The sequence below is a fragment of the Acidovorax sp. LjRoot129 genome, assembly GCF_964253765.1.
GTDB lineage: Bacteria > Pseudomonadota > Gammaproteobacteria > Burkholderiales > Burkholderiaceae_C > Acidovorax.
The window spans coordinates 4,050,890-4,077,708 of the sequence record NZ_CAXUSE020000001.1 but is presented as its reverse complement, the minus strand read 5'-3'; the positions used below and the strand labels follow the sequence as shown (position 1 = coordinate 4,077,708).

Sequence of the window (26,819 nt, the reverse complement as noted above, 5' to 3'; positions counted from 1 at the left end):
CCTTTTGGTCCCCCTGGAGTCTCCGCATGATCGATCGCGCCGCCATTGCCGACGCCCGCCGCCACATCCACGCCCGCCAGCCCGGCTTTTTGCGCACCACGCCGCTGCTGCGCCTGCCGGGCGCATCGTTGGGGGTGGACTGTGCGGAGGTCTGGCTCAAGCTCGAGCACCTGCAGGTGGGCGGCAGTTTCAAGGCGCGCGGCATGTTGTACCGCCTGCTGGCCCACACGGTGCCCGCGAGCGGCGTGATCATTGCGTCCGGCGGCAACGCCGGCATCGCCGTGGCGGCAGCCGCCCAGGCGCTGGGCGTGCGCTGCGAGGTGTTTGTGCCCGAGGTCTCGCCCGAAGCCAAGCGCGCACGCCTGCGGGCCCTCGGCGCCGAGGTGGTCGTCACGGGCGCCGTGTACTCCCAGGCCTTTGAGGCCTGCGTGGCCCGGCAGCAGGCCACCGGCGCGCTGCAGGCCCACGCCTACGACCAGCCCGAAGTGGTGGCGGGCGCGGGCACCCTGGCGCTGGAGATGGAAGAGCAGGGTGGCCGCCTGCCCGACACGGTGCTGGTCAGCGTGGGCGGCGGCGGCCTGATCGGCGGCGTGGCCGCGTGGGTCGAAAGCCGCGCCCACGTGGCGGCCCTGGAGCCCGAACGCGCCCCCACCCTGCACGCCGCGCGCGCGGCGGGCGAGCCGGTGGATGTGGAGGTCGGCGGCATCGCTGCCGATTCGCTGGGCGCCCGGCGCATCGGCGCCCTCGGCTGGGAAGTGAGCCAGCGCCATGTGCACGACGCGCTGCTGCTGCCCGATGACGCCATCCGCGCGGCCCAACTGTGGCTGTGGAAAGAACTCAAGCTTGCCGTGGAACCCGCGGCCGCGCTGGGCCTGGCGGCGTTGCAAACCGGCGTCTACCGGCCTGAGCCGCAGGAGACGGTGGCCCTCATTCTTTGCGGTGCCAACTTTGACCCTGCAAGCCTGAGCTAGGCCGAGATTGGCGCACGCAACTGGCGCTGGCTGCGCCAGTGCACCCGTGGAACCGGCTTTGCCGGGCCACCGGGTGCGTCCCCCTCCGGGGGAAGGCGCGAAGCGACTCAGGGGGGATAGGATTTCTCGACTCAGGGGGGGTCTAAAATCCAGCGATGCTTGACATTCTTCTCCTCCGCAAAGACCTCGACACCGCCATCGCGCGGCTGGAAACCCGCAAAAAGCCCCAGGCTTTCCTGGACGTCTCCGCGTTCCAGAGCCTGGAGTCCGAGCGCAAGAAGCTGCAGACCCGCACCGAAGAGCTGCAGGCCCAGCGCAACCAGCTGTCCAAACAGGTCGGCATGCTCATGAGCCGGGGCGACAAGGACGGTGCCGAAGCCATCAAGGCCCAGGTGGCTGCGGGCAAGGCCGAGCTGGAACAATCAGCCGCCCGCCTGGAGCAAATTCAGGCCGAACTGCAGGCCATGCTGGTCGCGGTGCCCAACCTGCCGCACGAAAGCGTGCCCGTGGGCAGCGACGAAGCTGGCAACGTCGAAGTGCGCCGCTGGGGCACCCCCGCCAGCTTCGATTTCGAAGTGAAGGACCACGTGGACGTGGGCACGCCGCTGGGCCTGGATTTCGACATGGGCGTCAAGCTCTCGGGTTCGCGCTTTACCGTGATGAAGGGGCCGATTGCCCGCCTGCACCGCGCGCTTGCGCAGTTCATGCTGGATGTGCAGACGCAGGAGCACGGCTACACCGAGTGCTACGTGCCCTACGCCGTGAACGCCGATTCGCTCAAGGGCACAGGCCAGCTGCCCAAGTTTGAAGGCGATTTGTTTGCCGCCAAGAAGGGTGGCCAGGACGGCGAGCCAGTGCCCGACAACGCCGCGCTGTACCTCATCCCCACCAGCGAGGTGCCGCTGACCAACTTTGTGCGCGACGTGGTCGTGGCCGAATCGGAGCTGCCCATCAAGCTCACGGCCCACACGCCGTGCTTCCGGTCCGAAGCCGGCAGCTACGGCCGCGACACGCGCGGCATGATCCGCCAGCACCAGTTCGACAAGGTTGAGATGGTGCAGATCGCGCACCCCGACAAAAGCTACGAAGCGCTGGAAGCAATGACCGGCCACGCCGAAGCCGTGCTGCAAAAGCTGGGCCTGCCGTACCGCGTGATGAGCCTGTGCACCGGCGACATGGGCTTTGGCGCTGCCAAGACCTATGACCTGGAAGTGTGGCTGCCCGCGCAGAACACCTACCGCGAGATCAGCTCGGTGAGCAACTGCGAGGCCTTCCAGGCCCGCCGCCTGCAAGCGCGCTTCAAAAACGCCCAGGGCAAGAACGAACTGGTGCATACCCTGAACGGCTCGGGCCTGGCCGTGGGCCGCACGCTGGTGGCGGTGCTGGAGAACTACCAGCGCGCGGATGGAAGCGTCGAGATTCCAGCCGTTCTCCGACCCTACATGGGCGGCACGGAGGTTCTGGCAGCAACTGCCTGACGGGGTGGACGGGTGGGCCGAGGTTGCTGCGCGCGCGCGCACTCCAAGTTGAGTGCGCCAGCGCGGCAAACCGAGGTCTGAGTGAACGCCCGCTTTTGTGCCGCGGGCGGAGGCTCCCTCAGGCCGGCGTGTTGAGCAACGCCATGTCGGTGGCCAGCGCATTGCGGCGCCCATCGCCGCCAATGCGGAAATGCGCCATTGCGGAATTGGCGAACTGCAGCGCGGGCGCAAAACAATGCGACGACATGATGAGCGTGCCCACCGCTTCGTTGTCAAACAAGCGAAATGTGGGCGGAGGCAAATCTAGCGAGTCGGTAAACCCGATCTTGAGCAGGGTCTTGTGCGCGCCTGCGCGCATCCCGGTCAACTCCAGGAAGCCGGTGGCATAGGGCACGACGAAAGAATCGTCTTGAAAAGGGTCAAGGCCCGACAACATGGCAGCGCGCACATGTTTGACCTTGCTCACGACGTAGTGCTCCCATTCGGGAAGAAATGTATGGGGCTTGGATAAATTGATGCCCCGCGATGCGGGTTCTAGAGCAGTCACGTGCGTACCTCTCGATGGGATGCTGCTTTGAAGTTGCTGAATGAACTCTTGCCGACTCTCCCTTCTATCTTGCTGTACGCAGAGAAGGGGTCTGGCAAGCACTTTGCCAAGGGGCGATCCGCCGAATTCTTCCAACCGCCCCTGGCCATGACCCGGTTAAAGCTAAAGAGCAAGTGTTGGACGGGAACGTCGGGGGCTGCGTAGGATCGATCTGAGTCTTTTGTAGTCGAGACAGCCCGAAACAGCTTGTGGTGCGTTGTACCGCGAAGGGGGATCGACTGACTTCGGCGTTGGACACGTAAAAACGGGAATCGAAGTCCCAGAGGGCTTCGATTCCCGTTCGTTCAGACGAGATCAACGATCGTTTTTGCGGCTTTGGCTGCCGGCGCGGGCATGCTGCTCGCTGCTGCCCCCGCGCGTGTTGCCTGAGGCAGAGTTCGAAGCAGAATTCGAACCGGAATTGGACGTGCTGTTGCTGCCACCGCTGTGGCTTCTGGAGCCCGCTTCCCGTGCCTCTTGAGAATTGAACTCGTGTGCGTTGCCTGAGGCATGGGCCGCACGACCGCCCTCTGCGGCAATTTCGCGTTGCCGTTCGCTGTCCATGGATGCGAAGCCGCGTTCCGACTTGCCCGACTGGTTGTTCCCGCCGCTGTTCTGGTTTTGGTTGTCCTTGCTATTGGCCATCTTTATCTCCTGAAGTGGTTGGAAAAAACACACGACCAACTTCGTGTGTGTCTGCAGTTTCAAGATGGGTTGCGAAGCGCCAAGTAGGTTTCGTACTACGCCGGCGTAGGACCTCTTTAACTCATCGGCACCAGCTCACATCGTGCCGTCGCTGCGTTCAGCGGCAGTTGTATTGGCGAATTGGGGATTCACTATCGGCCGCTATGTAGGGCCGCGTGCGGTGCAGGCTCCAAGCTTGTCCCTTGTCTTACACGCCGCTGCGGCAGAGTTGCTTAACGTGAGCGCTCCGCAGTCTGGTCGCTCACCACTGCGCCACAAGGTCCTGCACAACCACAAGCACACAAGGAATGCACATGGACTCCACCAGAGGGGGTGATGCTCAAACGGCCGCGCTGGTACGCGTTGGGCAATGGCTGCAAGCGCAGCGCTACGAATTCACCACCGTCACGCCGGCCACCCATGCAGTGGTGCTCGGCCGCCGTGGCACCGCCCCTGCAAGGGATCTTCGCGATGTCTTCGGGTGGAACGTACCGTTTGCCAAAGACCTGCTGCCCGGCGAGGTGATGGGCTGGCTGCAGGACGCGGCCTTGGCAAGCCCCACCGCTGACGGCTTGTTTCGGGCGGCAGTCCGGTATTCCACCATCGGCACGCTGCTGTTTGCCCACTCGTCGTTTCCGACCGACCAGAACGAGTCGGTGTTCCTTGGGCCCGACACCTACCGTTTCGCCACGCTGATCCAGCGTGAGCTGGCCAAGCGGCCCCTGGGTGCGCGGCCCCGCATCCTGGATGTGGGGTGTGGCTCGGGCGCGGGGGGCCTGGTCGCTGCGACGGCGCAGAGCCGGCTTGAGCCCCGGGTCATTCTGTCGGACATCAGCGCCACGGCCCTGGTGTTTGCCCGGGCCAGCGCGGCGCTGGCAGGCGTGGCGGGTGTGGGGTTCGTACAGGGCGATCTGTTCAGCGCCGTGACGGGCGACTTCGACCTGGTGGTTGCCAACCCGCCGTACCTGAACGACGAAGCCCAGCGCCTGTACCGCCACGGTGGTGGACGCTGGGGCGAGGACCTGTCCCTGCGCATCCTGCGGGAAGGCTTGCCGCGGCTCGCGCCTGGGGGGCGGCTGGTGTTGTACACCGGCGCAGCCATTGCCGGGGGCGTGGATTCGCTGCAGACCGCGTGCCGCACCCACCTCTCGGACTCTGACTGCGTGTGGAGTTACGAGGAGCTCGACCCCGACGTTTTTGGCGAAGAGCTGCACAAGAGCGCCTACGCCGATGTGGACCGCATCGCTGCCGTGGCACTGACCGTGCGCAAGCCATGAGATTCCTGGGCGTCGGCGACACCAACGACCTGGCCGCCATGTACTGGGGCCTGGCGCGGCGGGGGCACGACGTGCGCGTGTTTGTGCGTGATCCGGCCTACCGCGATGTGTTCGCGGGCATGCTGACGACCACCGACGACTGGCAGCAAGAATTGGGCTGGCTGCGCGCAGCGGGCCAGGACGGCATCCTGCTGTTTGAAGGCGCGACGGACGGAGAGACCCAGGACGCGCTGCGCCGCGAGGGCTTCAACGTGATCGGCGGCAGCGCCTTTGGAGACCGGCTCGAAGGCGACCGCGAGTTCGGGCAGGCGGCCCTGCGCGCGGCGGGCATGCGCACCGCTGCAAGCCATGTCTTTCGCGACTACGCCGCCGCGGTGGATTTTGTGCGGCAGCACCCGGCGCGGTACGTGCTCAAGCTCAATGGTGCCAACGCCCTGCGCACCCGCAACTTTGTCGGGTCGATGGACGACGGCCTGGATGTGATCGCGCTGCTGCAGCACTACCAGCGCGCGCAAAACGCAGCGCCCGACGCTGCGGACGCGGACTTCGTGCTCATGGAGCATCTGCAAGGCGTGGAGGTGGGCGTGGGGGCGTACTTCAATGGCGAGGTGTTCTTGGCCCCGGCGTGCATTGATTTCGAGCACAAGCGCTTTTTCCCCGGCGACCTCGGTGAGCTCACCGGCGAGATGGGCACCATCGTGTCCTACCGACATTCGCGGCGCCTTTTCGATACGGTGCTCGCCCCCCTGACCGCTGCCTTGCGCGACGGCGGCTACTGCGGCTACATCAACGTGAACCTCATCGCCAACGAAGCCGGCCTGTGGCCGCTGGAGTTCACAAGCCGCTTCGGCTACCCAGGCTTTGCGATCTGCGAGGCCCTGCACCTGCAGCCGTGGGACGAAATCTTTGGGACGCTGCTGGGCAAACAGGAACTCACGTTTGGCACCCGCGACGGATTTGCCGCCGGCGTGGTGTTGACGGTGCCGCCTTTTCCCTATTCGTACGGGTACGAGGCGCTCTCCAAAGGGCTGCCCATCTGCCTGCGGCCCGGGCTGTCGCAGGCCGATGCCAGTGCGCTTCATTTTGCGGAGGTCGCCCTGGAGGGCGGCCAACTGGTCACCAGCGGCCAGAGCGGGTACCTGGGCGTCGCCACCGGATGTGGCCCGACACCGTCGAGCGCTAATGCCGAGGCCCTGCGTGTGGCCCAGGCGGTGGCGGTGCCAAATCTCCGGTACCGGCGGGACATCGGCGACCGGCTGGAGGGGGGCGAGTGGGCGCGCCTGCAGCGCCTGGGCTGGCTGGGCTCCGCGGGCCCGCAAACGGCGTAGGAGATGCCCCACGCGGTAAGGCGGCGTGGCCCGATGGGTGGGGCACCTGGGCCGGCGCATCCTCAAGGCTCTACCTCAATTTGCCTACTCCATGTCCGCCATCCTGCAGGAACGCCCCCAGCCCGCCGACCCGGCACTCTCCACGGTTTTCTCACGCCCGGCATTTGAGCCCGCTGCGCGGTTTGAGCCCCTGTACCGCCGCTTGGCCGATGTGATTCCGGGGCAGGAAGACCGCGATGCCGCGGTGGATTTCCTGCGCGCCGCGGTGGCGCAAACCGCCACCCTGGTGGACGACCTGCCGGAGGACCCTGCCGACCTCACGAGCTGGATGGAAACCAACATGCAGCGCGTGCACGCGCAGTACCAGGCCTATCTGCAGTTGCGCAAGCAGGGCGCACCGCGCCGCTACTTCAGCAACCGCGCCCACGCGATGTATTTTTTGCGCCAGGTGTCGCCCACCAAGCTGGTGGACGGATCCTGGTTGTATGGCCTGTGTGCGCATGCCGACAATCCGCGCCTGTCGGATCTGGTGGTGACCTACCTCGAAGAGCTGGGCAGTGGCGACGCCGACAAGAACCACGTGACGCTGTACCGCGGCCTGCTGTCGCGCTACGGCCTTGACCCGGTCGATGGCCTGCCCGATGGGCTGTATGAGCAGGGGCTGATTCAGCTGGCGCTGGGCTGGAACGCGCAAGATTTTTTGCCAGAGATCGTGGGCTTCAACCTGGGGTATGAGCAGTTGCCACTGCACCTGCTCATCACCGCCTACGAGCTCAATGAACTGGGGATCGACCCGTATTACTTCACCCTGCATGTCACGGTGGACAACGCCGACACCGGCCATGCCCGGCGTGCCTGCCAGGCCGCGCTGGATGCCGCGCCGCGCATCGACGACGGCGGTGACTACTGGCGCCGCGTGCGCGCCGGGGCCAAGCTGGGCAACCTGGGGACGGGCACGGTGGATGTGATCCAGGGGTTCGACATCGACAGCGAAGTGGTGCGCATCTTTGCGCACAAGTCGCCGGCCGGAAACGGTGCGCATTCGGACTTCTGCAAGGTCAATGGGCGCAGCGTGAACGACTGGCTCTCGAGCCCGCAAAACGTGCCGGAGTTTCTGGATGCGCTGGAGCGCGCCGGCTGGATCCAGAAAAACCAGCCGGCCGAAAACAGCCGCTTTTGGCGCCTGCTGCAGGGCGAGCGGGCCGAAATGTTCGGCGTGTTCTCCCCCTATGAGTTGCAGGTGATCCACGACTGGATCCGGGGCTCGGCCAGTGTCGACGGTGCCTCGTTCGAGGCGACTGCCGCGCACGAAGCACCGCGGGCCCGGCCCATCAGCTTTCGGGTGGCCGAGCGCCTGCGCATGGCGCAGCGGGCCCAGCCCGCGCCCAGCGCAGAAGCCCTGGACGCCGATCTGTCGATCTTTCGCGAGCGCTACCCCGTGCTCGACGGGGCTGCACGGCGCGATCTGCTGCTGCAGGCCATGTCGCCTGCCTTGCACTGGACGCCCACGGGGCTGGAAGCCACGCGCATCTTTGCAGGGCGGCCCGTGTGAGAGCGGCCGACTCCCTTTTTGGCACGGCCGCCCGGTGCTGCGTGGATGCCCGAAAGGCCGCCGGAGCACCGGGCCGCTGACACCGTGCCCTCGTTGCGGAGGACCCACCATGCCCACGACACGTTTTGAAGAACTGCAGGCGAAAGCCGGGGCCTGGTGCCAGGACTTTGAACGGCACAAGGACGACTGCAAGGTCTTTGCGGAGAAGCTCCGGATCGAGCTGATCGAGTACCTGGGCGCAAAGTCCACCGACATCGAGTTTTATGTGCTCGACGAGCACCTTGATCGGGTGCGCGATGGAGGTACCACGCTGTCGCCCCGCCTGCAGGTCGGCGACGACGGTTTTGTCTATTTCGGGCTCACGCTGTTCTTCAAATTCGAAGGCCAGTGTGTGGACGAGCATGTGCGCGTGGGCATACAGCGCGCCCGCGGGCAGTGGCGCGTGCGCTGGAACCAGCAAGAGATCAGCTACGGCAACGCCAACGCCCGCACGGCATTTTTCGAGAAGGCCACTGCCGCGATCGCCGAGAAGTTCGATACCCCATTCCACAAGAAGCGTGGCCCGCTCGGTTTTGTGCCGATCATTTCCAATGACCACCTGGTGCTGATGCCGCCTGCAGAACTGCGTGTGGCCACCGAGGCGCTGGCGCCCCCCGGGGATCCTGCGCAGCCCTGAGAGTCATTGAGGCGTCGCGGCCCGGTATAACGAGTTAATGCTATGTATTTGATAGCAATAAAGTCAATGCTGTCAAGCGCCAGGGCCTTGTTTTGTTCAGAATTTGGCGGCTTTGTCGCTATCGGGCCGGCGCGGGCAGTGCCAGCGCCACGCATGCGGGCATCACCCCTCGATGAGCGCCTGGTACAGCGACACGTAGGGTCTGGCTGCGCTTTCCCATCCGTGGTCCCGCAGCATGCCGCGCTGTTGCAACCTCTGCCATCCCGGCCGATCCTCCCACGCGGAAAACACGCGGTCGAGCGCAGCTTCGTACGCGCTCTGTGTCACAGCATCCATCACAAATCCGGTGCCTTCGGCGCGGGCAGCGTCCGCATCCGTCACCGTGTCCGCAAGGCCCCCTGTGGGGGTGACCAGCGGCGGTGTGCCGTAGGCCAGGCTGTACATCTGGTTGAGGCCGCAGGGTTCAAAGCGCGAGGGCATCAGAAAACAGTCGGCCCCGGCCTCGATGCGATGGGCCAGGGTTTCATCGAACGCCACAGACGCGTAGACCTGGCGCGGATGTGCCAAGGCCAGGGCCCATACCGCTTGTTCCAGGTCCGGGTCGCCTTTGCCCAGCACCACCAGTTGGCCGCCCTGCGAGAGCAGGTGCGCGCTGCCCTGCAGCACCAGGTCCAGGCCCTTTTGCGACGTGAGCCGCCCAACAAAGCCGAACAGGGGACCGTCGCTGTCCGCCAGCCCACAGTGCCTTCGCAGCGCGGCCCGGTTCACCGCCTTCGGGCCGAGATCGTCGGGCCCATAGGCGGCGTGGATCAACGGATCGGTGCGCGGATTCCACACGGCGGTGTCGATCCCGTTGATCAACCCGTGGAGCCGGTCCGCGCGGGCGCGCAGCACGCCATCAAGGCCGAAGCCGAGTTCGGGCTCCTGGATCTCGCGCGCGTAGGTCGGGCTGACCGTGGTGATTGCGTCAGCAAACTGCAGGCCGGCCTTGAGCATGGACAACTGGCCCCAGTACTCCACGCCCTCGATGCCCCGATGGACGGGGTGGATGCCCAGCATGTCTGCCGCGTCCATGGGGAAAACGCCCTGGAACGCCAGGTTGTGGATGGTCATCACGCTGCGGGCCGCAGTGGCATCGCCCGCCTCGCGGCGCTGGTGCAGGTACAGGGGGGCCAGGCCGCAGGGCCAGTCGTTGGCGTGCACCACATCGGCCTGCCATCCGCAGGGGGTGTCGCGGGAGCCGATGCGCGCCGCCACCTGGGCAAGCAGCCCAAAGCGCAGGGCCTGGGAGTGGCCGTGGAGATGGCCGTCAGCATCGCCGGGGTTGGAGTACGGCGTGGCCGCGCTGCCATAAAGCGCCGGGCACGACAGCAAAAACAGCGGTGGCCCGTCCGCAGGCACCACATGGAGCAACTGCGCTGCCGGCCAGCGGCCTTCGGCGGGCAGCGTGAGGGTGGCGGCCAGCGTGCCTTCAACCCTCATTTCGCCGTAGGCCGGCATCAGTATGGCGACATCGCAGCCGCGCTGCGCCAGGGCGCGCGGCAGGGCGGCGCTGACATCGCCGAGCCCGCCGGTCTTGACCATGGGGGCGCACTCGGGCGTGACGAACAGAATCTTCATGGGGCCATATCTTGCGCGATCAGCACGGCGAACGGCAGGCGGTCGCCACCCGGCCCCACGGCGCCCAGCACCTCGGCCAGCGGCAACGCCGGGGCGTTGTCCAGCGCCATGCCGGTAAACAGCTCGACCCAGCGCTGGGGCTTGGCGAGTGCCGGGTGGGCGCTGGCCATGGCCACCTCAGTGGTCGACCAATCGGACGCGTGCTGCGCAGCCCACACGGCCAGCAGGCGGCTGCACACTAGCACGATGGCCTGCCCTTCGTGGACGCGCGCAAACGCCAGCACATGCGACGCGGCCGGCCCTTCCACAGCCAGCGGCACGTAGATGGCATCGCGCAGCAAGGCGGCGTACTGCGTGCGCAATTGCAGAAGCCGCCAGGTCACCAGCTGCTTGGTGGCGGCAGGCATGGGCTGGCCGTCACCCAGCAGGTCACGCCAGCGCGCGGGAGGTGGGTGGGCGCCATCGGCGTACAGGGCCTGCAGCGGCTGCAGCGTGGACATCAACGCAGCAAAATCCACCGGCCGGCGGTTGTCCGGATCGACGAGCGAAAAATTCCACTCCTCGCAACCCTGGTAGATATCGGGCACGCCCGGCGCCAGCAGCTTGATGGCCACCTGGCACAGGCTGTTGCGAAACCCGTAGGGCGCGATGCGCTGCACCCAGGCCTGCAGCGGCCGGCGGAAATCACCCGACGACAGCGCCTTGTCGATGTAGCGCGCCACCGCGTCTTCGTAGGCCTGGTTGGGAAAGAGCCAGTTGCTGTGCAGTTTGGCCTCGCGGATGGCCTTGACCATGTAGCGCTGGATGCGCTCGCGCAGCATGGGCAGGGCGCTGGGGTCGGCGCCCTCGGCGGGCCAGATGCCCACGAGCGCCTGGAACAGCGCCCAGCGGTCGTGCGCGCTCGGCGCCGGGGCCTCGTCCACCACGTCCTGGTAGGGCTCCCCGGCGGCCTGCATGGCAAGCGCGGTGCTCTCCCACTCTTGCACCAGTTCAGACAGCACGTTGAGCCGGGAGCGAACGTCCTCCGAGCGCTTGCTGTCGTGGGTTGACGTGGCCAGAAGCCCGTGGGGGTCGTAGCGTGAGCGCTGCTGGTTGATGTGGTGGAACGCGCCCACCGGCAGGCCGAACCGGCGCGGCTCGGCGCCCACATCGTTCAGGGAAACGAGGCGCACGTAGCGGTAGAACAAGGTGTCTTCCACCGCCTTGGCCATGACGGGCGCAGTGAACTGCTGCCAGCGCCGGATGAAGCGCGCGCGCAGCTCGGGCTGCGCGCCTTCTTCGCCCATCAACACGCTGCGCAAGAATACGAGCAGCCCCCCTTCGGAGGTGCCCAGCCGCCGCCGCGCCGCCGCGATCGCCCGGTCGATGTGCTGCACGTCGAGCGTGCTCGGCGGCGCGCCCCCAGGCACCACATACGTGCGGTACACGGGGAACTGCGTGGCCACTTCCGTGAGCGCCACCCTGAGCTGGTTGCGCGTGAAGTCGCACACGCGCCGGTCCGCCTGCGTGATCTGGCTGAGCGTGTGGACCAGCCAGGCCAGGTCGCTGAACAGCGTGGTCTCGATGATGAGGCGCTTGCATTCGCGTGCGGCCTCTTCAAAGGGTCGTGTATCCCCGGTGAAGCCGACGTACGCCGCGTCAAATCGCTCCTGCGCGTCGGCGTCCACAAAAACGCCGTTGGCCAGCGTGGCGAAGCGGTAGCCCGTGCCGCCGTGCACTTGCCAGTCGGCCGGCAGCGGCTCGTGCTCGGCCATGATCTTTTCGACCACGATGTACAGCGAGCGCGGTGGCTGCCCCTGCGCCTGGCGCAGTTGGTGATGGCGCTGCTGCAGCCGCGTGAAGTACTGGGCGGGGTTGGCGAGGCCGTCGGGGTGGTCGATGCGCAGGCCGGTGACCTTGCCCTCAGCCAGCCAGCGGAAGGTCTGTGCGTGCACCGCGTCGAACACAGCGGGGTCCTCCATGCGCACGGCCGCCAGGGCATTGATGTCAAAGAAGCGCCGGTAGTTGATGTCGTCGCCGGCCACCCTCCAATCCGCCAGCCGGTAGGCCTGGCGCTGCAGCAGCTGGTCAAGCAGGTCAAAACTCGTGGGCACACCCTGTGTGCCGTTCACGTGCCGCAGGTTGGCGTCGATCCAGTCGCGCACCCAGGCGTGACGTCCCGCAAACTCGGCCAGGCGCTGCTGGTGCAGCGCGGCGTCGCGCAACCGGGTCGCCTGGGCTGCGGGGTCTTGTGTGGTGTGGGGCGGCAGCAGGGCCAACGCGTCGAGCAGCGAGTGCACGGCAGAAAGATCGTCCAGGCCCGAGCCGTCGGCGGCCGCCACGGGCAAGGGGGCCGTGGCCAGCAGCGCAGCGTAGCTTTGGGGGTCGAGCGGAAAGGCGCGCTCCCAATACGCCACCAGGAACCGGCCGGTGGCGGCATCAAACCGCACCTGCAGTTCGCCGTCTTCCAGCACCTTGCCGTAGTGGTTGCCCAGCACCGGCAACAACAGCCGCTGACCCGTCTGCGGGTTGGCGGGGTTCCATTCGATATCGAACGTGGCGGCGTGGGGCGACGACATCCCGTGCTCGAGCACGTCGTACCACCAGCGGTTGCCTTCGTCGTCCACCCCCATGTGGTTGGGAACGGTGTCGAGCAGGTGGCCCATGCCGTGGGCGTCGAGCGCGGCGCACAGGGCCTCGTGTTGCTCGGGCGTGCCGATCTCCGGGTTGACCTGCGAGGGGTCCACCATGTCATAGCCGTGGGTGCTGCCGGCACTAGCCTTGAGATAGGGCGAGGTGTAGAGGTGGCTGATGCCCAGCGCGTGCAGGTAGGGCACGGCCGCGCGCGCCTGCTCAAAATTGAAGTCCTTGTGCAGCTGCACGCGGTACGTGGCCCGCGGCACGTCGGCGGTCTGCAATGCGGGCAGTGGCCCCGCGGCCATCTGGGGCGATTGGCGCTCGGCGCGCACTGCGGCGGTAATGGCGCCAAAAAATGGCGCGGCGGCCAATTGCTCCAGCGTGACGCCCATGCGCCTGCGCCAGTTGGCGTGCACGTCGTCCGTAGTACCCGGCACGTTCGACTGCTCACGCTGGCCCATGAGGTCTTCGAGCTGCACGCCCACCAGCTGGCAGGGCGTGCGCGCCAGGAAGCGGTGCACGGCGGCGGCCAGCGCGGGGCTCATTTCGGGGGCGGATTGCGCATCCAGCGTGACGCCTTCGGGCAGCAGGCCCTCGGCATCCAGCGCAGCCAGGAGATGGGTGCGGTCTTGCGCGCGGGCGAGCAGCGCCCGCAGGTGCGCATCACCGTCGAGCCACCCCAGCCGCTGTTGCACGCCCACGTCGTCGGCCGCCCAAAAACCCGCCAGTGTCGGCAAGTCGTGCGTGCTGACCACGGCGAGCGCAGGCGCAGGCCACTGGACCGGCGGGCGGAAAGCGCCACCGTCCAGGCGTTCAAAGATGAGCGGCCGGTACGACAGCATGGCGTGCGCTGCCATCGCTTCGCGCATCTCGGGCGCCACGTTGCCCAGGTCTTCGCCGATGACCATGCACTGGTGGCGGTGGCTTTCGATGGCGATCACCGCCAGCATGGCCTGCAGCGGATAGGCGACATAGGTGCCGCCATCCGGGCTGGTCCAGAACAGGCGCATGAGGGCCATCGCGTGGTCCATGCGCACCGCACCAGCCGATTGCATCACGGCAAACAGCATGCGGCGGAACGGGGCGAACTGCGCTGCCGCCAGCGCCACCGGGTTCACGGGCGGAAGGCCCCAGTCCTGGCCCTGGGTGCTGAGCGGGTCGGGTGGGGCGCCGACATTCATGCCCCGGGCATACAACGATGGGTCGGCCCAGGTGTCGGTGCCGCCATCGGACGCGCCGACGGCCAGGTCGCAGTACAGGCCAATGGGCATGAGCGAGCGTGCCGTTGCGCTGGCCTGCGCCAGTTGTTCGTGCGCGATCCATTGCAGCCAGAAGCGGTAAGCCACCACGTCGGCATGCTCGCGCACAAAGGCCTGGACAGCCGCGCCCTGCGGGTCGCGCAGAGCTTCGGGCCATGCGGGCCAGCCCCACACGGCGGGATCCTGCAACTGCAGGGTGCACTGAATCGCCTCGAAGCGGGCGTGCGGGCCCAGGGTGTCGGCATGGTCCTTGCGGAACTGGTCGAATGCGTCGCCACGCGCGCCGTCGCCCGTCCGGGCGGTGCGCTGAAAGGTCTGCCAAAGGCGGGTCAGTGCCGCGTCCTTCAGCGCTGCTACCGCTGCATAGTCGACCGTGGGGCTTTGCTGCGCAGCCTGCAACCTGGCACGAAACCCGGGGTCGTCGCGCAGCGCCTGCGTCGCCTCGCACTGCAGGTACTCGGGCACGGCGGTCACGTCGATGTGCAGCACGTTCAGCGCCACGCGGCTGCTGGGGCTGTAGGGGCTGGCGGCTTCTGGCTGGCCGGGGCGCAGCGCGTGCAGCGGGCTCACGCCCACAAAGGCGGCCCCTTGCGCGGCCGACAGGGCGGCGCACTGGGCCAAATCGGTGAAGTCGCCAATGCCCCAGCTGCGCTCGGAACGCAGTGCGTACATCTGTGTGGTGACGCCCCACCAGCGCGCGCCCTGGCGCAGACCTTCGGGCAACCAGCATTGCGCAGGCGCCACCAGCACACTGCGCACCTGTCCGGCCGCGCGCAGCTCGTAGTAGCCTGCCGCCAGCGTGGCGGGCAACTCGGCCACGTCGCCGTGGCCCTGGGCGCAGGGAGGGGCCTTTGGGGCATCCAGCGCGCGCAGTTCCCAGTCGGAGGGCGAGGGCAGCGCGACGGGACACGCATCACCCAGAGGGACCACTACAACGTCAGGGTGCGCGCGCGCATCCACGTAGGTGCCCATGGCGTGCAGCGCGCGCCGAAGCACGCTGGAGCCCACGTTGACTGTTTCGCCCCAGAAGCCGGTGTACTGGGTCGCAATGCCCGCGCGTTCGGCTTGGCGCAGCAGATCGGCGTCCGTCCCGCCCGCGGGGAGGGTGGTGAAGTGGGGTGCGTTCATGCAGGAGCGTCCGTGAAGGTCCATTGGGCCGACCAGGGCGCCCAGCCTTGCTGCTGGCCAGGCAACCCTGGCGCCCAGCGGTGCTGAAAGATGACCCTGCCCGTTGGTGCAGCGGGCGGGCCTTGCAAGGTATCGGGGCCGAGGTTGGTTTCGAGCCATATCTGGCGGCCACCGCCGTAGCGCCAGCCAATGCGCAATCCGCGCTGGCCTATGCGTTCGGCTGTGTGGGCGCCTGCGAGCAGCTGCAGCGCGTGGGGTTCGAAATACTGGCGCCGGATTTCAAGGGCGCGCTGTACCAGTGCGCTGCGTTCGCGGCCGGCCGGGAGTTCGCACTGCACCCAGTCGAGGCGGCTCGCGGACCGGGTCTCTGCGGCGCAGGGGTCAGGCAAGGGATGATCGTCGGAGGTGGCATGGCTGAATTCCCGCTGCCGCCCCGCGCGGACCGCGTCGCGCAACTCCCCCTCCCAGTTGGCGAAGTAGAGGAAGGGGGTCGTTGCGCCAAACTCGTCGCCCATGAAGACCATGGGCGCCGAGGGCGCCAGCAGCACCAGGAGCAGGGCCAGCTCGGCTGCGGGTTCGGGCACCAGCGCCGACAGCCGCTCGCCGAAGGCCCGGTTGCCCACCTGGTCGTGGTTGCCAAGGAAGTTGACGAGGGCGGCCAAGGGAACCTGCGCATCAGCAGGCGTTGCCGGGTGGCCGTTGGGGAAAGCGAAACCCTGCGTCATGACCCGTGCAAGCAGGGCGATGGGGTCGGGTGCGAACTTGGCGTAGTAGGTCTGCGATTCCCGCGTCAGCGCCACATGCAGCGCGTGGTGGAAGTCGTCGTTCCATTGCGCGTCGTAGCTGCCCGGCGTGCCCTGGGGGGCGGTCAGCCACTGAGGCTGGTTCTTTTCGTTTTCCAGCACCAGGTGAACGTGTCGCCCGGTAGCGTCCGCCAGGGCCCGGACCTGTGTGCTGAGGTCCTTAAGTATGTGCTGCTGGCTCTCGTCGACGATGGCGTGCACGGCGTCGAGCCGCAGCCCGTCCATGTGGAATTCCTCGATCCAATACAGCGCGTTGTGCACGAAGAATGCACGCACCATCTCGCTGCCGTCGTTGTCGAAGTTGATGGCCGCGCCCCAGGGGCTTTCATTGACCGGTGAGAAAAACGCAGGCGCGTACGCATGCAGATAGTTGCCATCGGGCCCGAAATGGTTGTAGACCACGTCGAGAAACACGCACAGGCCCAGCGCATGCGCCGCGTCCACCAGGTGTTTGAGCTCATCGGGCGTCCCGTACGCGGGGTGCGGTGCAAACGGCAGCACACCGTCATACCCCCAACCCCAGTCGCCTGCAAAGGTGGCCAGTGGCATGAGTTCGATGGCGGTAAATCCCAGTGCGGCGAGCCGGGGAAGTTCTGCCTCTGCCGCTGCGTAGGTGCCTTCGGCCGTGAAGGTGCCCACATGCAGCTCGTAGAACACCAGCTCGTGCCAGGGGCGGCCGCGCCAGCCGGGCTTGTGCCAGGCGTAGGCGCCTGGATCGGTGACCACGCACAGCCCATGTGGCCCGTCCGGTGCCTGGCGCGCTGCGGGGTCGGGCACCTTGAGGTCGCCGTTGATCTGCCACTGGTAGCGCGTGGAGGGCGTGGCATCGGCCGCGTGCACGTGCCACCAGCCACCTTGCGCGGGGTGTGCAGGGGTGGGGTGCAGTTCAGTGCCGTTACCGTCCTGGCGCATCAGCGCGACCGACTCGGCCGCAGGGGCCCACAGGCTGAAATCGACCCCGCCGCCTTCGCGCCAGCGTGCACCAAAAGGCATGGTGTGGGCGTGTGCGAGGGCGTGGAGGTTTTCGTTGGCGTTCATGCGGTGGTGGCTGGTGATGGTTTGCCGGGGGGCGTTCCATGCGCAGCGTCGGCGGCGCGTGAAGGCGCAGTGAACGCAACCATGGAGTGCGGAAGCAGTGTGTAGTGCTCCCCCGCGTTCACCGCTTCATGCGGTGTGGTGTGGGCGTCGGTGGCGGCGCCCACGACCTGGGCATGGCGGGTGTCCAGCCGCAGGGTCCAGGAGCGCGGGGTGTCGTCGGCGGGCAGCGTAAAGACCGTTTCCTCGGTGGAGGAGTTGAACATCATCATCAGCGAGTCCTCGCCCGCCCGGGTGCTTTCCATCAGCGCAGCCACGCAGCGCACCGCCGGGTCATCCCACTCCTCTGCAGTCATCTCCAGCCCCCACACGCTGTGCCACTGCACGGTGACCCTGGCGGGGGCGCCAGCGGCATGGTGGGGCCAGTCGGCCAGGCGCACGACCGGTAGGTCCCGGCGCAGGGCCAGCAAGTCCCGGGTGAAAGACTGGAGTTCTTCGTGGTGTGCCGCACGTTCCCAATCGAACCACGACAGGGCGTTGTCCTGGCAATAGCCGTTGTTGTTGCCCTGCTGCGTGCGCCCCAACTCGTCGCCGCCCAGCAGCAGCGGTGTGCCATGCGAGAGAAAAAGGGTGGCCAGGAAGTTGCGCACCTGGCGCTGGCGCCGCGCCAGAATCTCCGGGTCGTCCGTATCGCCTTCAGCGCCGCAGTTCCAGCTGCGGTTGTGGCTTTCGCCGTCGCGGCTGTCCTCGCCGTTGGCTTCGTTGTGCTTTTCGTTGTAGCTCACCAAATCCGCCAGCGTAAAGCCATCGTGCACCGTCACCAGGTTCACGCTGGCGGTGGGGCGGCGCCGGCGCGGCTCCAGCATGTCGGCCGAGCCGCACAGGCTGGCCGCAAAGGCGGGCAAGCTGCTGTCGGCATTGGTCCAGTAGTCGCGCACCGCGTCGCGGTAACGTCCGTTCCATTCCAGCCAACCGGTCGGAAACCCGCCTGGCTGGTATCCGTTGGGTCCCAGATCCCAGGGCTCGGCAATCAGCTTGACGTGCGCCAGCACCGGGTCCTGCGCAATGGCCGCAAAAAACGGTGAACGCCAGGTGTATTCGCCGGCGGCATCGCGCCCCAGCGCGGCTGCGAGGTCAAACCGAAAGCCATCCACGTGCATCTCTTGCACCCAGTAGCGCAGGCTGTCGAGCACCAGGCGCAGGGCCGGCGGGCTGCTGGTATCCACGGTGTTCCCCGTGCCGGTGAAGTCCACGCAAAAGCGCGCGTCTTCCGACAAGCGGTAGTAGGCGCCGTGGTCCAGCCCCTTGAGGCTGAGTGTGGGACCCAGGTGGTTGCCCTCGGCGGTGTGGTTGTAGACCACGTCAAGGATCACCTCCAGCCCCTCGGCGTGCAACGCCTTGACCATGGCCTTGAACTCGTCCACACCGCCATCGTGCACCTGTGCGGCTTGCGTGGCGTAGCGGGGCTCGGGCGCAAAAAAAGCAAGGGTGTTGTAGCCCCAGTAGTTGGCAAGCCCCAGCTCCACCAGGCGCTGGTCGTCAATGAACGCCTGCACCGGGAGAAGCTCCACACTCGTAACACCCAGGCTTTTAAGGTGCGCAATGGCGGGCGGGCTGGCCAGGCCGGCATAGGTGCCGCGCTGCGCTTCGGGCACCGCGGCAAGCGACTGGGTGAAGCCCTTCACATGCACTTCATAGAACACGGTCTCGCGCGCCGGCACACGGGGTGGACGGTCGTCGCCCCAGTCGAACCGTGAACGCACCACGACGCCCTTGGGTGCCGTGGCCCCATTGTCGGCCGATGCTGGAATCAGGTCTTCGTCCGGATGCCCAAGGACATAGCCGAACTGGTCGGAGGCGCCGCGCACCGGCCCATCCAGCGCACGGGCATAGGGATCGATGAGCAGCAAGGCCGGGTTGCAGCGCAACCCCTGGCCCGGGTCGTACGGGCCATGAACCCGCAGCCCATAGTGCTGTCCCGCACGCAGGCCGGGGATGAAGCCGTGCCACACATCGTCGGTAAGCCCCGGCAGCGCGATGCGCTGGGTCTCGCGCCCATCCGGCGCAAACAGGCACACCTCTACGCGGTCGGCAATGCGCGAATACACCGCGAAGTTCACGCCGTGGCGATCCGCGGTGGCGCCCAGCGGCCAGGGGCTGCCAGTTTCTACTCGGTGGCGGGTGGCACGAGCGCGTTTTACAGGGCCATCGCTGTGGCCAGAATCTGGGGTCATGGGTTTCATGCAGCGGCTCGCAGCTCGCTGTCAAACAAGGCGGTGTAGGCACCGGCAGAGGCCGCGGGGCGCAGCCTCCCGACGGCGGGGTGGGGGCTGGTGGCGTGGCTTTGCGCCGGGAAGAAGTTCCGGGGTACCACCACGATGCCGCTGGGTGTCACGTGAAAACGCTTGCGGTCGACGTCCAGGTCGAAGCCAATGCGTTCGCCAGCGGGGATGTCGTTGTCCTGGTCGATGATGGCGCGGCGCACGTGGGCGCCCGTGCCGATGCGCGAGCGTTCCATCACGATGCAATGCTGCAGGTGCGCGTCACGCTCCACCAGCACCGAGCGGCGCAGCATGGCGTGGTCGAGCGTGGCTCCATCCACGATGCTGCCGGAGCCCACGACAGAGCGGTGCAGTACGCCGTTTTCAATCTGGGCTGACTCCGCCTGGTCGGGGCTCGCATAAATCGGCCACTGCCGGTTGGTCATGCGGAAACGGGGCGTAGCGCCCAGCGTGTCGAAATGGGCGTCGTAGTACGCATCGATGGTGCCCACATCCCGCCAGTAAGCATGCTCTTCGTAGGCTTCTGTCCCGGGGATTTCATTGGTGTTGAAGTCGTAGGCCATGAGACGGTGCGACTGGAGCATCGTGGGGAGGATGTCCCGGCCGAAGTCGCTGTGGCCACTGGCGTGGGCCTTCTTGAGCGCATCGAGCAGCACATCGGCGTTGAAGAGGTAGTTGCCCATGGATGCGAGCGCGTGGGTGGTGCTGCCGGGCATAGGGAGGGTGGAGGCGGGCTTCTCCACGAACTGAGCGATCCGGTGCTGCGCATCGATCTCCACAATGCCGAACTGGTTGCTCTGCGCCAGCGGCACCGGCAGGGTGGCGACACTGACATGGGCGTTGGTGGCCGTATGAAAGTCGATCATCTGGCGCACATCCATGCGGTAGATGTGGTCCGCACCGAATACCGCGACGATGTCAGGCTGGAAGCTTTCGACCAGGTGGATGTTTTGGTACACCGAGTCCGCTGTGCCCTGGAACCACTCCGGACCATTGCGCATCTGGGGCGGCACCACGGTCACAAAATGCTGGGGGATGAACCGGGTCATCGTCCAGGACTGCCGGACGTGCTCAATGAGCGACTGCGACTTGTACTGGACGAGTAGGTACACGGAATAGATCTCGGAGTTCACGAGATTCGACAGGACAAAGTCCACGATGCGGTGCTTGCCGTTGAACGGCACAGCGGGCTTGCAGCGCTCTGCAGTGAGAGGATGAAGGCGCGATCCTTCGCCGCCAGCCATGACGATGGCCAATACATTCCTTGTGCGTGACATGGGTCGCTCCATAACAAAGGGGCATGCCCGACAGGGCAGTAGAGGAGCCAGCGAGGCAGCCGGCGGAACTCCATCCTCTGCTGCGGTGCAACACACAGTTGCAGGAATTTACAGAGACGCTTTGTAGGTATCGGACTACCCGGTGCGGCCCGCGCGTTTAAGGGCTTTCGTTCGCACCGCGGCATCCGTTCTATGGCCGCTCCGACGTCCCCTGTTTCAGTGCGCTTTCTTGGTCGAACACTTGAGCACGCGCGACATTTGCAACAGTGCGGCCGCTTTGGATTCCTCGCTCTCGGCGGCGGTGCAGTCGCTGGGCACCCACACCTTGTATCCGAGCATGTAGGCATCCATGGCGGAGAGGTGCACGCACATGTCGGTGGACAGCCCGACCAGCACCAGCTCTTTTGCTTTGAGCTGTTGCAAAAGGTGGTCCAAAGGGGTGGAGTGAAAGGCAGAATGCCGCGGCTTGAGCACCGTCAGGTCATCATCGTCGGGCGCGAGCAGGGATGCGATCTCACCGCGCACCCCGGGCAGCGATTGGCAGGCCGCCACCAGTTCCTTGAAGTCCGAGTGCCAGATGCCGTAGTTGTCGTTGGCATAGATGGTGGCAACGCCTTGTTTTGACAGCCGTTTCTTCAGGCGCGCCGTAGCGGCCGCTGCGGGCAGTGCGCCACGCGCCAGATTGGCAGCGCCGGGAAACCGCATCGGATTGATGAAGTCCACCAGCACCAGTACGGTGGGGCTCGCCTTGAGCGGACCCAACCGTGCACGGTCGAAAAGGTCGTGGGCTTTTGCCGTCATGGCTGTCGCAAGGATGAGGTGTGCCGTCCTGCGGCGACGCGCCCGCCGGGGAGTGGCGGGCGCTGGCGGTCAGACGACCGGCGGATCGGTTTCCCGTTCCGGATGCTTGTGCTGCGCGATACCGAGGATGAAGGCCTTGAAGTCGGCAGGGGTGGCTCCAAAAACGATGCCAGGGTCGGGCTCGCCGGACGCCAGCGCTGACGGAATCTGGGCCTTCAGCATCAGCGCAGACGATGCGGGCATCACGAGAATCGTTTTGCAGTGCCGGTGCTGGTCTTTGATGAACTCCATCGTGTGGCCGTCGGCCGCCAGGGTCTGCACGCCCGCCTCGCCGTCGGGGAGCGCCAGGGCATCGAACAGGAAACCTGGCTCGTTCTCGAGCGAGGCGTCGGCATTGATGGCGACCTGGTCCGCGGTTTTGACCGGGCCGATGCGGGGCGCAACAAACCGCGGCACTGCGCCCTGGGCGGCCAGCGCGGCGTGCAGGTCCACCGCGCTTTGGCCGGTGATGCCGTCTGCCACCAGGATTGCGATCTTGCGGCCCAGCAGGCTGCCATCGCCGGGCCGCGCAAAGAGCGACAGGGTCGGTGACTTGGCGACTTCAGGCTTGGGCGGCTTGGCCAGCGCACGCGGCATGGCCGGTGGCAGGGTCTCCATGCCCAGCCCCTGCGCGACCTGGGTGGCCAAATCGTCCGACACGTTTCGCAGCGACGACACCATGCGCTCGCGCACGGCCGGCACCGTGACCTTGCTCAACTCGAAGCGGAACGCGGCGGCGATGTGGGCCTGCTCGACGGGAGTCTGGCTGTCAAAGAACAGCCGGGCCTGGGTGTAGTGGTCGGCAAACTTTTCGGGCTTGGCCCTGACCTTGCCCTGGGCTTCCTTGGCGTCAATGCGCGCGGGGACGGACACAAAGCCCTGGGCGGCGCCGGCTTGGAAGGGGCAGCCCCCCGCCAACGAATTGGGCTCGTAGGAGACCCGGCCGCGGTGGATGGCCTGCCGGTGCATGCCGTCGCGCTGGTTGTTGTGCACGGGCGCAATCGGCGCGTTGATCGGCAGCTCGTGAAAGTTGGGACCGCCGAGCCGCGAGATCTGCGTGTCTACGTACGAGTGAATGCGTCCGGCCAGGAGCGGGTCGTTCGAGAAGTCGATGCCCGGCACCACGTGGGCGGCGCAGAAGGCGACCTGCTCGGTTTCTGCAAAAAAGTTGTCGGGGTTGCGGTTGAGCACCATGCGGCCCACGGGGCGCACCGGCACCAGCTCTTCAGGAATGATCTTGGTGGCATCCAGAATGTCAAAACTGAAGCTCTCGGCCTGCTCTTCAGTGAACACCTGCACCCCCAGCTCGTACTCGGGATAAGCGCCTGCCTCGATGCGCTCCCACAGATCGCGGCGGTGAAAATCGGGGTCCGCGCCCGAGATCTTGACGGCCTCGTCCCATACCAGCGAGTGTGTGCCGGCCTTGGGATTCCAGTGGAACTTGACAAACACCGACTCGCCCGCGGCATTCACGAGCCGGAAGGTATGGACCCCAAAACCCTGCATGGTGGCGTAGCTGCGCGGGATGGCGCGGTCCGACATCACCCACATCAGCATGTGGGTGGACTCGGGCATGAGCGAGACAAAATCCCAGAAGGTGTCGTGCGCGCTCGCGGCTTGCGGCATCTGGTGGTGGGGCTCTGGCTTGACGGCGTGCACCAGGTCCGGGAACTTCATCGCGTCCTGGATAAAGAACACGGGCATGTTGTTGCCCACCAGGTCCCAGTTGCCTTCATCGGTATAGAACTTCACGGCAAAGCCCCGCACGTCCCGCGCGGTGTCTTTCGAGCCGCGCTCCCCCTGCACAGTGGAAAACCGCACGAACACAGGAGTCACCTTGCCGGCCGCCTGGAAAGGCGCCGCACGGGTAAGGTCGGTCAGCGGCTCGTAGCATTCAAAAAAACCGTGGGCGCCCGAGCCACGCGCATGAACGATGCGCTCTGGAATGCGTTCATGGTCGAAGTGGGTGATCTTCTCGCGGAGGATGAAGTCCTCCAGCAGCGCCGGCCCGCGCTCGCCGTATTTGAGCGAGTTCTGGTTGTCGGCAATGGCCACGCCCTGGTTGGTGGTCAGAACCTGTCCGGTCGAATCCACACGCACGCGGTCCAGCGGCGCGATGGTGGCGTTGACGCCTTGCGGGGCTACGGTACCGGTCTTTTCGCTGCTGTTGGCTTCGGACAAAGTGCTTGCTCCCGGCAATCGGGACGCGGGCTCCACCGTGGCACCTGCAGGCGGGCTGACGCCGTTCTTGAATCCATGCTCACCCGCCTTGCCGGGATTGAATGGCATGGCTGCAGCCAGGTCGTTGGTCTCGCCAGCCTTGGCAGACGCCAGGTCGGTCGCAGGTCCCATGGTGGACGGGCCACTGTCTGTGTTTTTTGCAGCGGCGGCGGTCGCGGCTGCACTGGAGGTTTTGCGTTCTTTGGGCATGGTAGATGTGCTCTGTGGGTAACTGGGACGTTGAAATTCCAACGGGTTTGCAGCGCTCGCGCTGCTCAGCCGGTGGGCTTCTTCAAGATGCTGATCTGGCCATCGGCTTCCAGGAATGCGCACTGCATGGACGCGAGTTCACAGTCGGCTTCGCGCAATGCCTGCAGCACGTCCGACTCCGGGATGTGCAGCCGCTTGAGCACTTGGTGAAGGATGTGCCCGTCCTTGCCCACCAGCACGGGCTCGCCCTCCAGCAAGGTGCGAACCGTCGCGTTGCGCGCTGCAACCACGGCCACCGACGTGTTCAGGCCGATGAGGGTGGCAGCACTGATAAGGCCGGCGGCCAGCGAATCGTCTCCACCGGTCAGCGCGTTGGAGACGGATTCGCTGAGGAGCATCACCACCAGAAGATCGAACGGGGTGAACTGGCCGACAGTGCGCCGGCCTGACAGACGGATCAGCAGCAACAGCAGTGCATACACCACTGTGGCCCGCACGATCAACTCCCACCAGGGGAGTGTCATTTCCCACATCGATCACCTCCGGGCATCCCGCGGTTTAATGGATCAGGCTGCCGCCAGTTGCTCGTCCAGAAGCTCCTGCTTGCGGGCTTCCACCTCGTCGCGCATGGCAACCAGATCCAGCTTCTTGGCAGCCCGGGCCTTGGGGAAGATCTCGTTGCGCTCTTCCTTGACGTGGTGGTCGATGTACTCGCTCAGCACCTTGACGCGTGCGTCGAACTCTTCGTCGGCGGTTTCCGCGGCGCGGATCTGTGCGATCAGGTCCTTGGCGGTCTGGTGCTCGACTTCGGCTTCGGCCAGCAAGTCGGTTTCCTTGATGGCTTGGCGCAGGGCTGGGTAGAAGATTTCTTCTTCAACCTGGGCGTGTGCCGTCAGTTCGGTGCAGATTTCACGGGCGAGGTCCAGGCGCTGTTGCGCTGCGTTGCGGGCCTTGGACTCCGTGAGGGTTTCAAAGTCTTTGAACATCTTCTTGACGGCCTTGTGGTCGGCGTCAAGCAGGTCACACACGTCTTTCTGGCGTTGGCTGGAAGGCATGGAAGGTACTCCTGAAGATTGATAAGCCAGGTCATCTTCTGAAATGCGCACCCCCCTACCTGTAGGCGGACGCCAATGCCATTCGTAAGCGCGGCCAGTGACATGTGATACCCACTCTGATGTCGCTGCGCGCCGTCCGGTCGTCACGCTGGCTTGGCCACCATGAGCCAGAACACCGCCAAGAATGCGACCAGCGCCGGCACACCAAGCGCCACCCACCAGCCGAAGCAGCGCCAGAAGGCTGGGGGCAAAGACTCATCGCGTTCGCTGGCCTGGAACGCAAGGTCCCGCATCCGGATCTGCAGCCACACAACCGGCAGCCAGCACGCCATCGCAACCGCATAGAGGCCGATTGAACAAGCGATCCACGACGTGCCGTGGGGCAAACCCGCCAGATGCATCAGCCACCATCCGGTCAATGGCTGCAGCACGGCGGTGGTGGCCGTGAAAAGCCAATCGGCGCGCACGACCCACCGTGAAACGTGCGCGACCACTGCCGTGTTGCGCGCCAAGGCAGCGGTGAGCAGGTAAAAAGCGGATCCGATTCCGGTGCCAAAAAGCACCGTGGACGAAAGGATGTGCAGCCACTTGACGACGAGGTATTCCATCACGGCCTCCGGGCAAAAGTAGCAAGCATCGCGATGCCGACCAGCATGGGAAGATTCTTGAGAATGGGCCCGAAAGGGTGCAGCCACCAGTGTGGGATGCGCCAAGTGATGAGCACTGTGTACGCGGCAATGAGCAGAATTTGCCCCCAGCACACGGCGGGCACCCAGCGCTGCGGCGCAAACAGCACAGCAAAGCCGAAAATCAGGTCGAGCACCGCGCCCAGGTACAGCGCAGCCCAAGCCAGGGAGCCGTTGAGGCCAAACTCGCTGAGCAGCTGCAGGCTCTGCTGTACGGGGTAGAGCCCTAAAGAGAGCAGTCCCGTGACGATCCACACCGTGGCCACGCTGGCACGCATCGCCACCAGCAGGTTGCTGAGCTGGGCGTGCTCGCGCACAGGCCGGCGCTGGTCGTTGCGCAGGAAAGACTCTACGGGCGTTGGCGTTCTGCCCAGCTGCTGGGCGAAGCCCGAGGGGTCGGCGGTATTGCCCCGCGCCAGCATGGACAGGGCGTCTGGATTTGCAAAGCGGGCAAGCCTGGGCATGACTGCAGACAAGGCCCTGGCGCCCGCCGTGGCCCAGGCCAGGGGAATGTCCAGCACGAGCGGCCTGCGTGCAACCCCCAAGGCCTGGCGCAGCCTGAGCAGGTAGCTTTTCAGCGTCATGGCTTCGGGGCCGACGGCATGCGCCGTGCACGAGGCGATGGGCGGGTGTTCGATGAGGTGCGTCATCGCGTCAATGACGTCTTGCAGGTGCACGGGCTGCACGGGTGCCCGCGCAGCGGGAAGGGCGAGCATGGGGAGCAGGGCCAAGCGATTGAAGAGTGAGGCGCTTGCACCCTCCGGTTCATACACCAGAGAGGGCTGGACGATGACGGATGTCACGGGCAGCCGCCGCAGGGCATAGTCAGCGGCCCGCTTGCTGATGTGAAAACGCGTGGTGGCGTTTTCGTCCGCACCCAGCGCCGACAGCTGTATGACCAACCCCACCCCCGCGTCGACTGCTGCACTGAACAAAGCAAGCGGCGCGTGGGTGTGGACGGCGGCAAATGTCTGGTTCTTTGACTCCTGAAAAATCCCAACGGCGTTCACCACGACATCGACGCCTTGCAAATGCTGCGCCCACCATGCGCTGGAGGGCGGCTGCGCAAAATCGACCGTGACGGCCTCTTTTACCCCGCTGTGTAAGGGCGGGCGCCGGTTTGCGTGCACCACACTGTGGCCGCGTGATTCCAACCGAGCAGCCAGAGCAGCGCCAATCAAGCCCGAAGTGCCGGTGATGAGAATCCTCATCTGGAACAGCGTAGAACCGCCTGTC

19 protein-coding genes are annotated in these 26,819 nt (G+C 66.1%); 6 read left to right on the top strand and 13 right to left on the bottom strand.

All coding sequences use genetic code 11. From position 1 onward, the window contains the following. Positions 1-26 precede the first annotated feature (26 nt). Positions 27-971 (top strand): threonine/serine dehydratase, encoded by a 945-nt coding sequence (locus ACSQ3Q_RS18670; protein ID WP_436135826.1) that lies wholly within the window; start codon positions 27-29, stop codon positions 969-971. A gap of 155 nt (positions 972-1,126) precedes the next feature. Then, complete coding sequence (serS, locus tag ACSQ3Q_RS18665) at positions 1,127-2,449, top strand: serine--tRNA ligase (RefSeq protein WP_436135825.1); 1,323 nt, start codon at positions 1,127-1,129, stop codon at positions 2,447-2,449. A gap of 118 nt (positions 2,450-2,567) precedes the next feature. Here the strand turns inward: serS and ACSQ3Q_RS18660 are convergent, their stop codons facing one another. Continuing rightward, positions 2,568-2,996: a hypothetical protein gene (locus tag ACSQ3Q_RS18660; RefSeq protein ID WP_436135824.1), complete on the bottom strand. Its 429-nt coding sequence runs from the start codon at positions 2,994-2,996 to the stop codon at positions 2,568-2,570. A gap of 354 nt (positions 2,997-3,350) precedes the next feature. Then, complete coding sequence (locus ACSQ3Q_RS18655; protein ID WP_436135823.1) at positions 3,351-3,680, bottom strand: KGG domain-containing protein; 330 nt, start codon at positions 3,678-3,680, stop codon at positions 3,351-3,353. 353 nt (positions 3,681-4,033) lie between these two features. Between ACSQ3Q_RS18655 and ACSQ3Q_RS18650 the strand changes: the two genes are divergently transcribed. The 4 genes from ACSQ3Q_RS18650 to ACSQ3Q_RS18635 all read left to right on the top strand — a co-directional run bounded on the left by ACSQ3Q_RS18650 (position 4,034) and on the right by ACSQ3Q_RS18635 (position 8,552). Next, positions 4,034-4,996: a methyltransferase gene (locus tag ACSQ3Q_RS18650; protein WP_436135822.1), complete on the top strand. Its 963-nt coding sequence runs from the start codon at positions 4,034-4,036 to the stop codon at positions 4,994-4,996. Continuing rightward, positions 4,993-6,324 carry a phosphoribosylamine--glycine ligase gene (locus ACSQ3Q_RS18645; protein ID WP_436135821.1) on the top strand — a complete coding sequence of 444 codons (1,332 nt, stop codon included), beginning with the start codon at positions 4,993-4,995 and terminating at the stop codon, positions 6,322-6,324. Before ACSQ3Q_RS18650 ends, ACSQ3Q_RS18645 begins: the two co-directional genes overlap by 4 nt. Before the next feature lie 91 nt (positions 6,325-6,415). After that, on the top strand, positions 6,416-7,876 hold the full coding sequence (locus ACSQ3Q_RS18640; RefSeq protein ID WP_436135820.1) for an iron-containing redox enzyme family protein: 1,461 nt from the start codon (positions 6,416-6,418) through the stop codon (positions 7,874-7,876). Between the two features lie 109 nt (positions 7,877-7,985). Continuing rightward, positions 7,986-8,552 carry a hypothetical protein gene (locus tag ACSQ3Q_RS18635; RefSeq protein ID WP_436135819.1) on the top strand — a complete coding sequence of 189 codons (567 nt, stop codon included), beginning with the start codon at positions 7,986-7,988 and terminating at the stop codon, positions 8,550-8,552. 162 nt (positions 8,553-8,714) lie between these two features. Here ACSQ3Q_RS18635 and glgA read toward each other — a convergent pair whose 3' ends face one another. The 11 genes from glgA to ACSQ3Q_RS18580 all read right to left on the bottom strand — a co-directional run bounded on the left by glgA (position 8,715) and on the right by ACSQ3Q_RS18580 (position 26,794). Next, positions 8,715-10,172, bottom strand: coding sequence for a glycogen synthase GlgA (gene glgA / locus ACSQ3Q_RS18630; protein WP_436135818.1), 1,458 nt, complete (start codon positions 10,170-10,172; stop codon positions 8,715-8,717). Then, entirely contained in the window at positions 10,169-15,175 is a 5,007-nt protein-coding gene (gene treY / locus ACSQ3Q_RS18625) for a malto-oligosyltrehalose synthase (protein WP_436135817.1), read from the bottom strand. Before treY ends, glgA begins: the two co-directional genes overlap by 4 nt. Continuing rightward, positions 15,172-17,016, bottom strand: a complete 1,845-nt coding sequence (gene treZ / locus ACSQ3Q_RS18620; RefSeq protein ID WP_436135816.1) for a malto-oligosyltrehalose trehalohydrolase — start codon at positions 17,014-17,016, stop codon at positions 15,172-15,174. Before treZ ends, treY begins: the two co-directional genes overlap by 4 nt. Next, positions 17,013-19,247, bottom strand: a complete 2,235-nt coding sequence (gene glgX, locus ACSQ3Q_RS18615; protein ID WP_436135815.1) for a glycogen debranching protein GlgX — start codon at positions 19,245-19,247, stop codon at positions 17,013-17,015. The genes treZ and glgX overlap by 4 nt, the downstream gene beginning before the upstream one ends. 5 nt (positions 19,248-19,252) lie before the next feature. Continuing rightward, the gene (locus ACSQ3Q_RS18610) at positions 19,253-20,572 is read right to left on the bottom strand and encodes a glucose-1-phosphate adenylyltransferase (RefSeq protein WP_436135814.1); all 1,320 of its coding nucleotides are present in this window, start codon (positions 20,570-20,572) and stop codon (positions 19,253-19,255) included. 216 nt (positions 20,573-20,788) lie between these two features. Further along, a complete protein-coding gene (locus ACSQ3Q_RS18605) occupies positions 20,789-21,373 on the bottom strand; it encodes a cysteine hydrolase family protein (protein WP_436135813.1) in 585 nt (194 codons plus the stop codon). Positions 21,374-21,442: 69 nt separating this feature from the next. Continuing rightward, the gene (locus ACSQ3Q_RS18600; RefSeq protein WP_436135812.1) at positions 21,443-23,842 is read right to left on the bottom strand and encodes a catalase; all 2,400 of its coding nucleotides are present in this window, start codon (positions 23,840-23,842) and stop codon (positions 21,443-21,445) included. Positions 23,843-23,907: 65 nt separating this feature from the next. Further along, entirely contained in the window at positions 23,908-24,375 is a 468-nt protein-coding gene (locus ACSQ3Q_RS18595) for a DUF421 domain-containing protein (protein WP_436135811.1), read from the bottom strand. A 33-nt stretch (positions 24,376-24,408) separates the two neighbouring features. Next, complete coding sequence (locus tag ACSQ3Q_RS18590) at positions 24,409-24,897, bottom strand: hemerythrin domain-containing protein (protein ID WP_436135810.1); 489 nt, start codon at positions 24,895-24,897, stop codon at positions 24,409-24,411. Positions 24,898-25,040: 143 nt separating this feature from the next. Beyond that, positions 25,041-25,505, bottom strand: coding sequence for a DUF2269 family protein (locus tag ACSQ3Q_RS18585; RefSeq protein WP_436135809.1), 465 nt, complete (start codon positions 25,503-25,505; stop codon positions 25,041-25,043). Next, positions 25,505-26,794 (bottom strand): SDR family oxidoreductase, encoded by a 1,290-nt coding sequence (locus ACSQ3Q_RS18580; RefSeq protein WP_436135808.1) that lies wholly within the window; start codon positions 26,792-26,794, stop codon positions 25,505-25,507. Before ACSQ3Q_RS18580 ends, ACSQ3Q_RS18585 begins: the two co-directional genes overlap by 1 nt. Between the last annotated feature and the right edge of the window lie 25 nt (positions 26,795-26,819).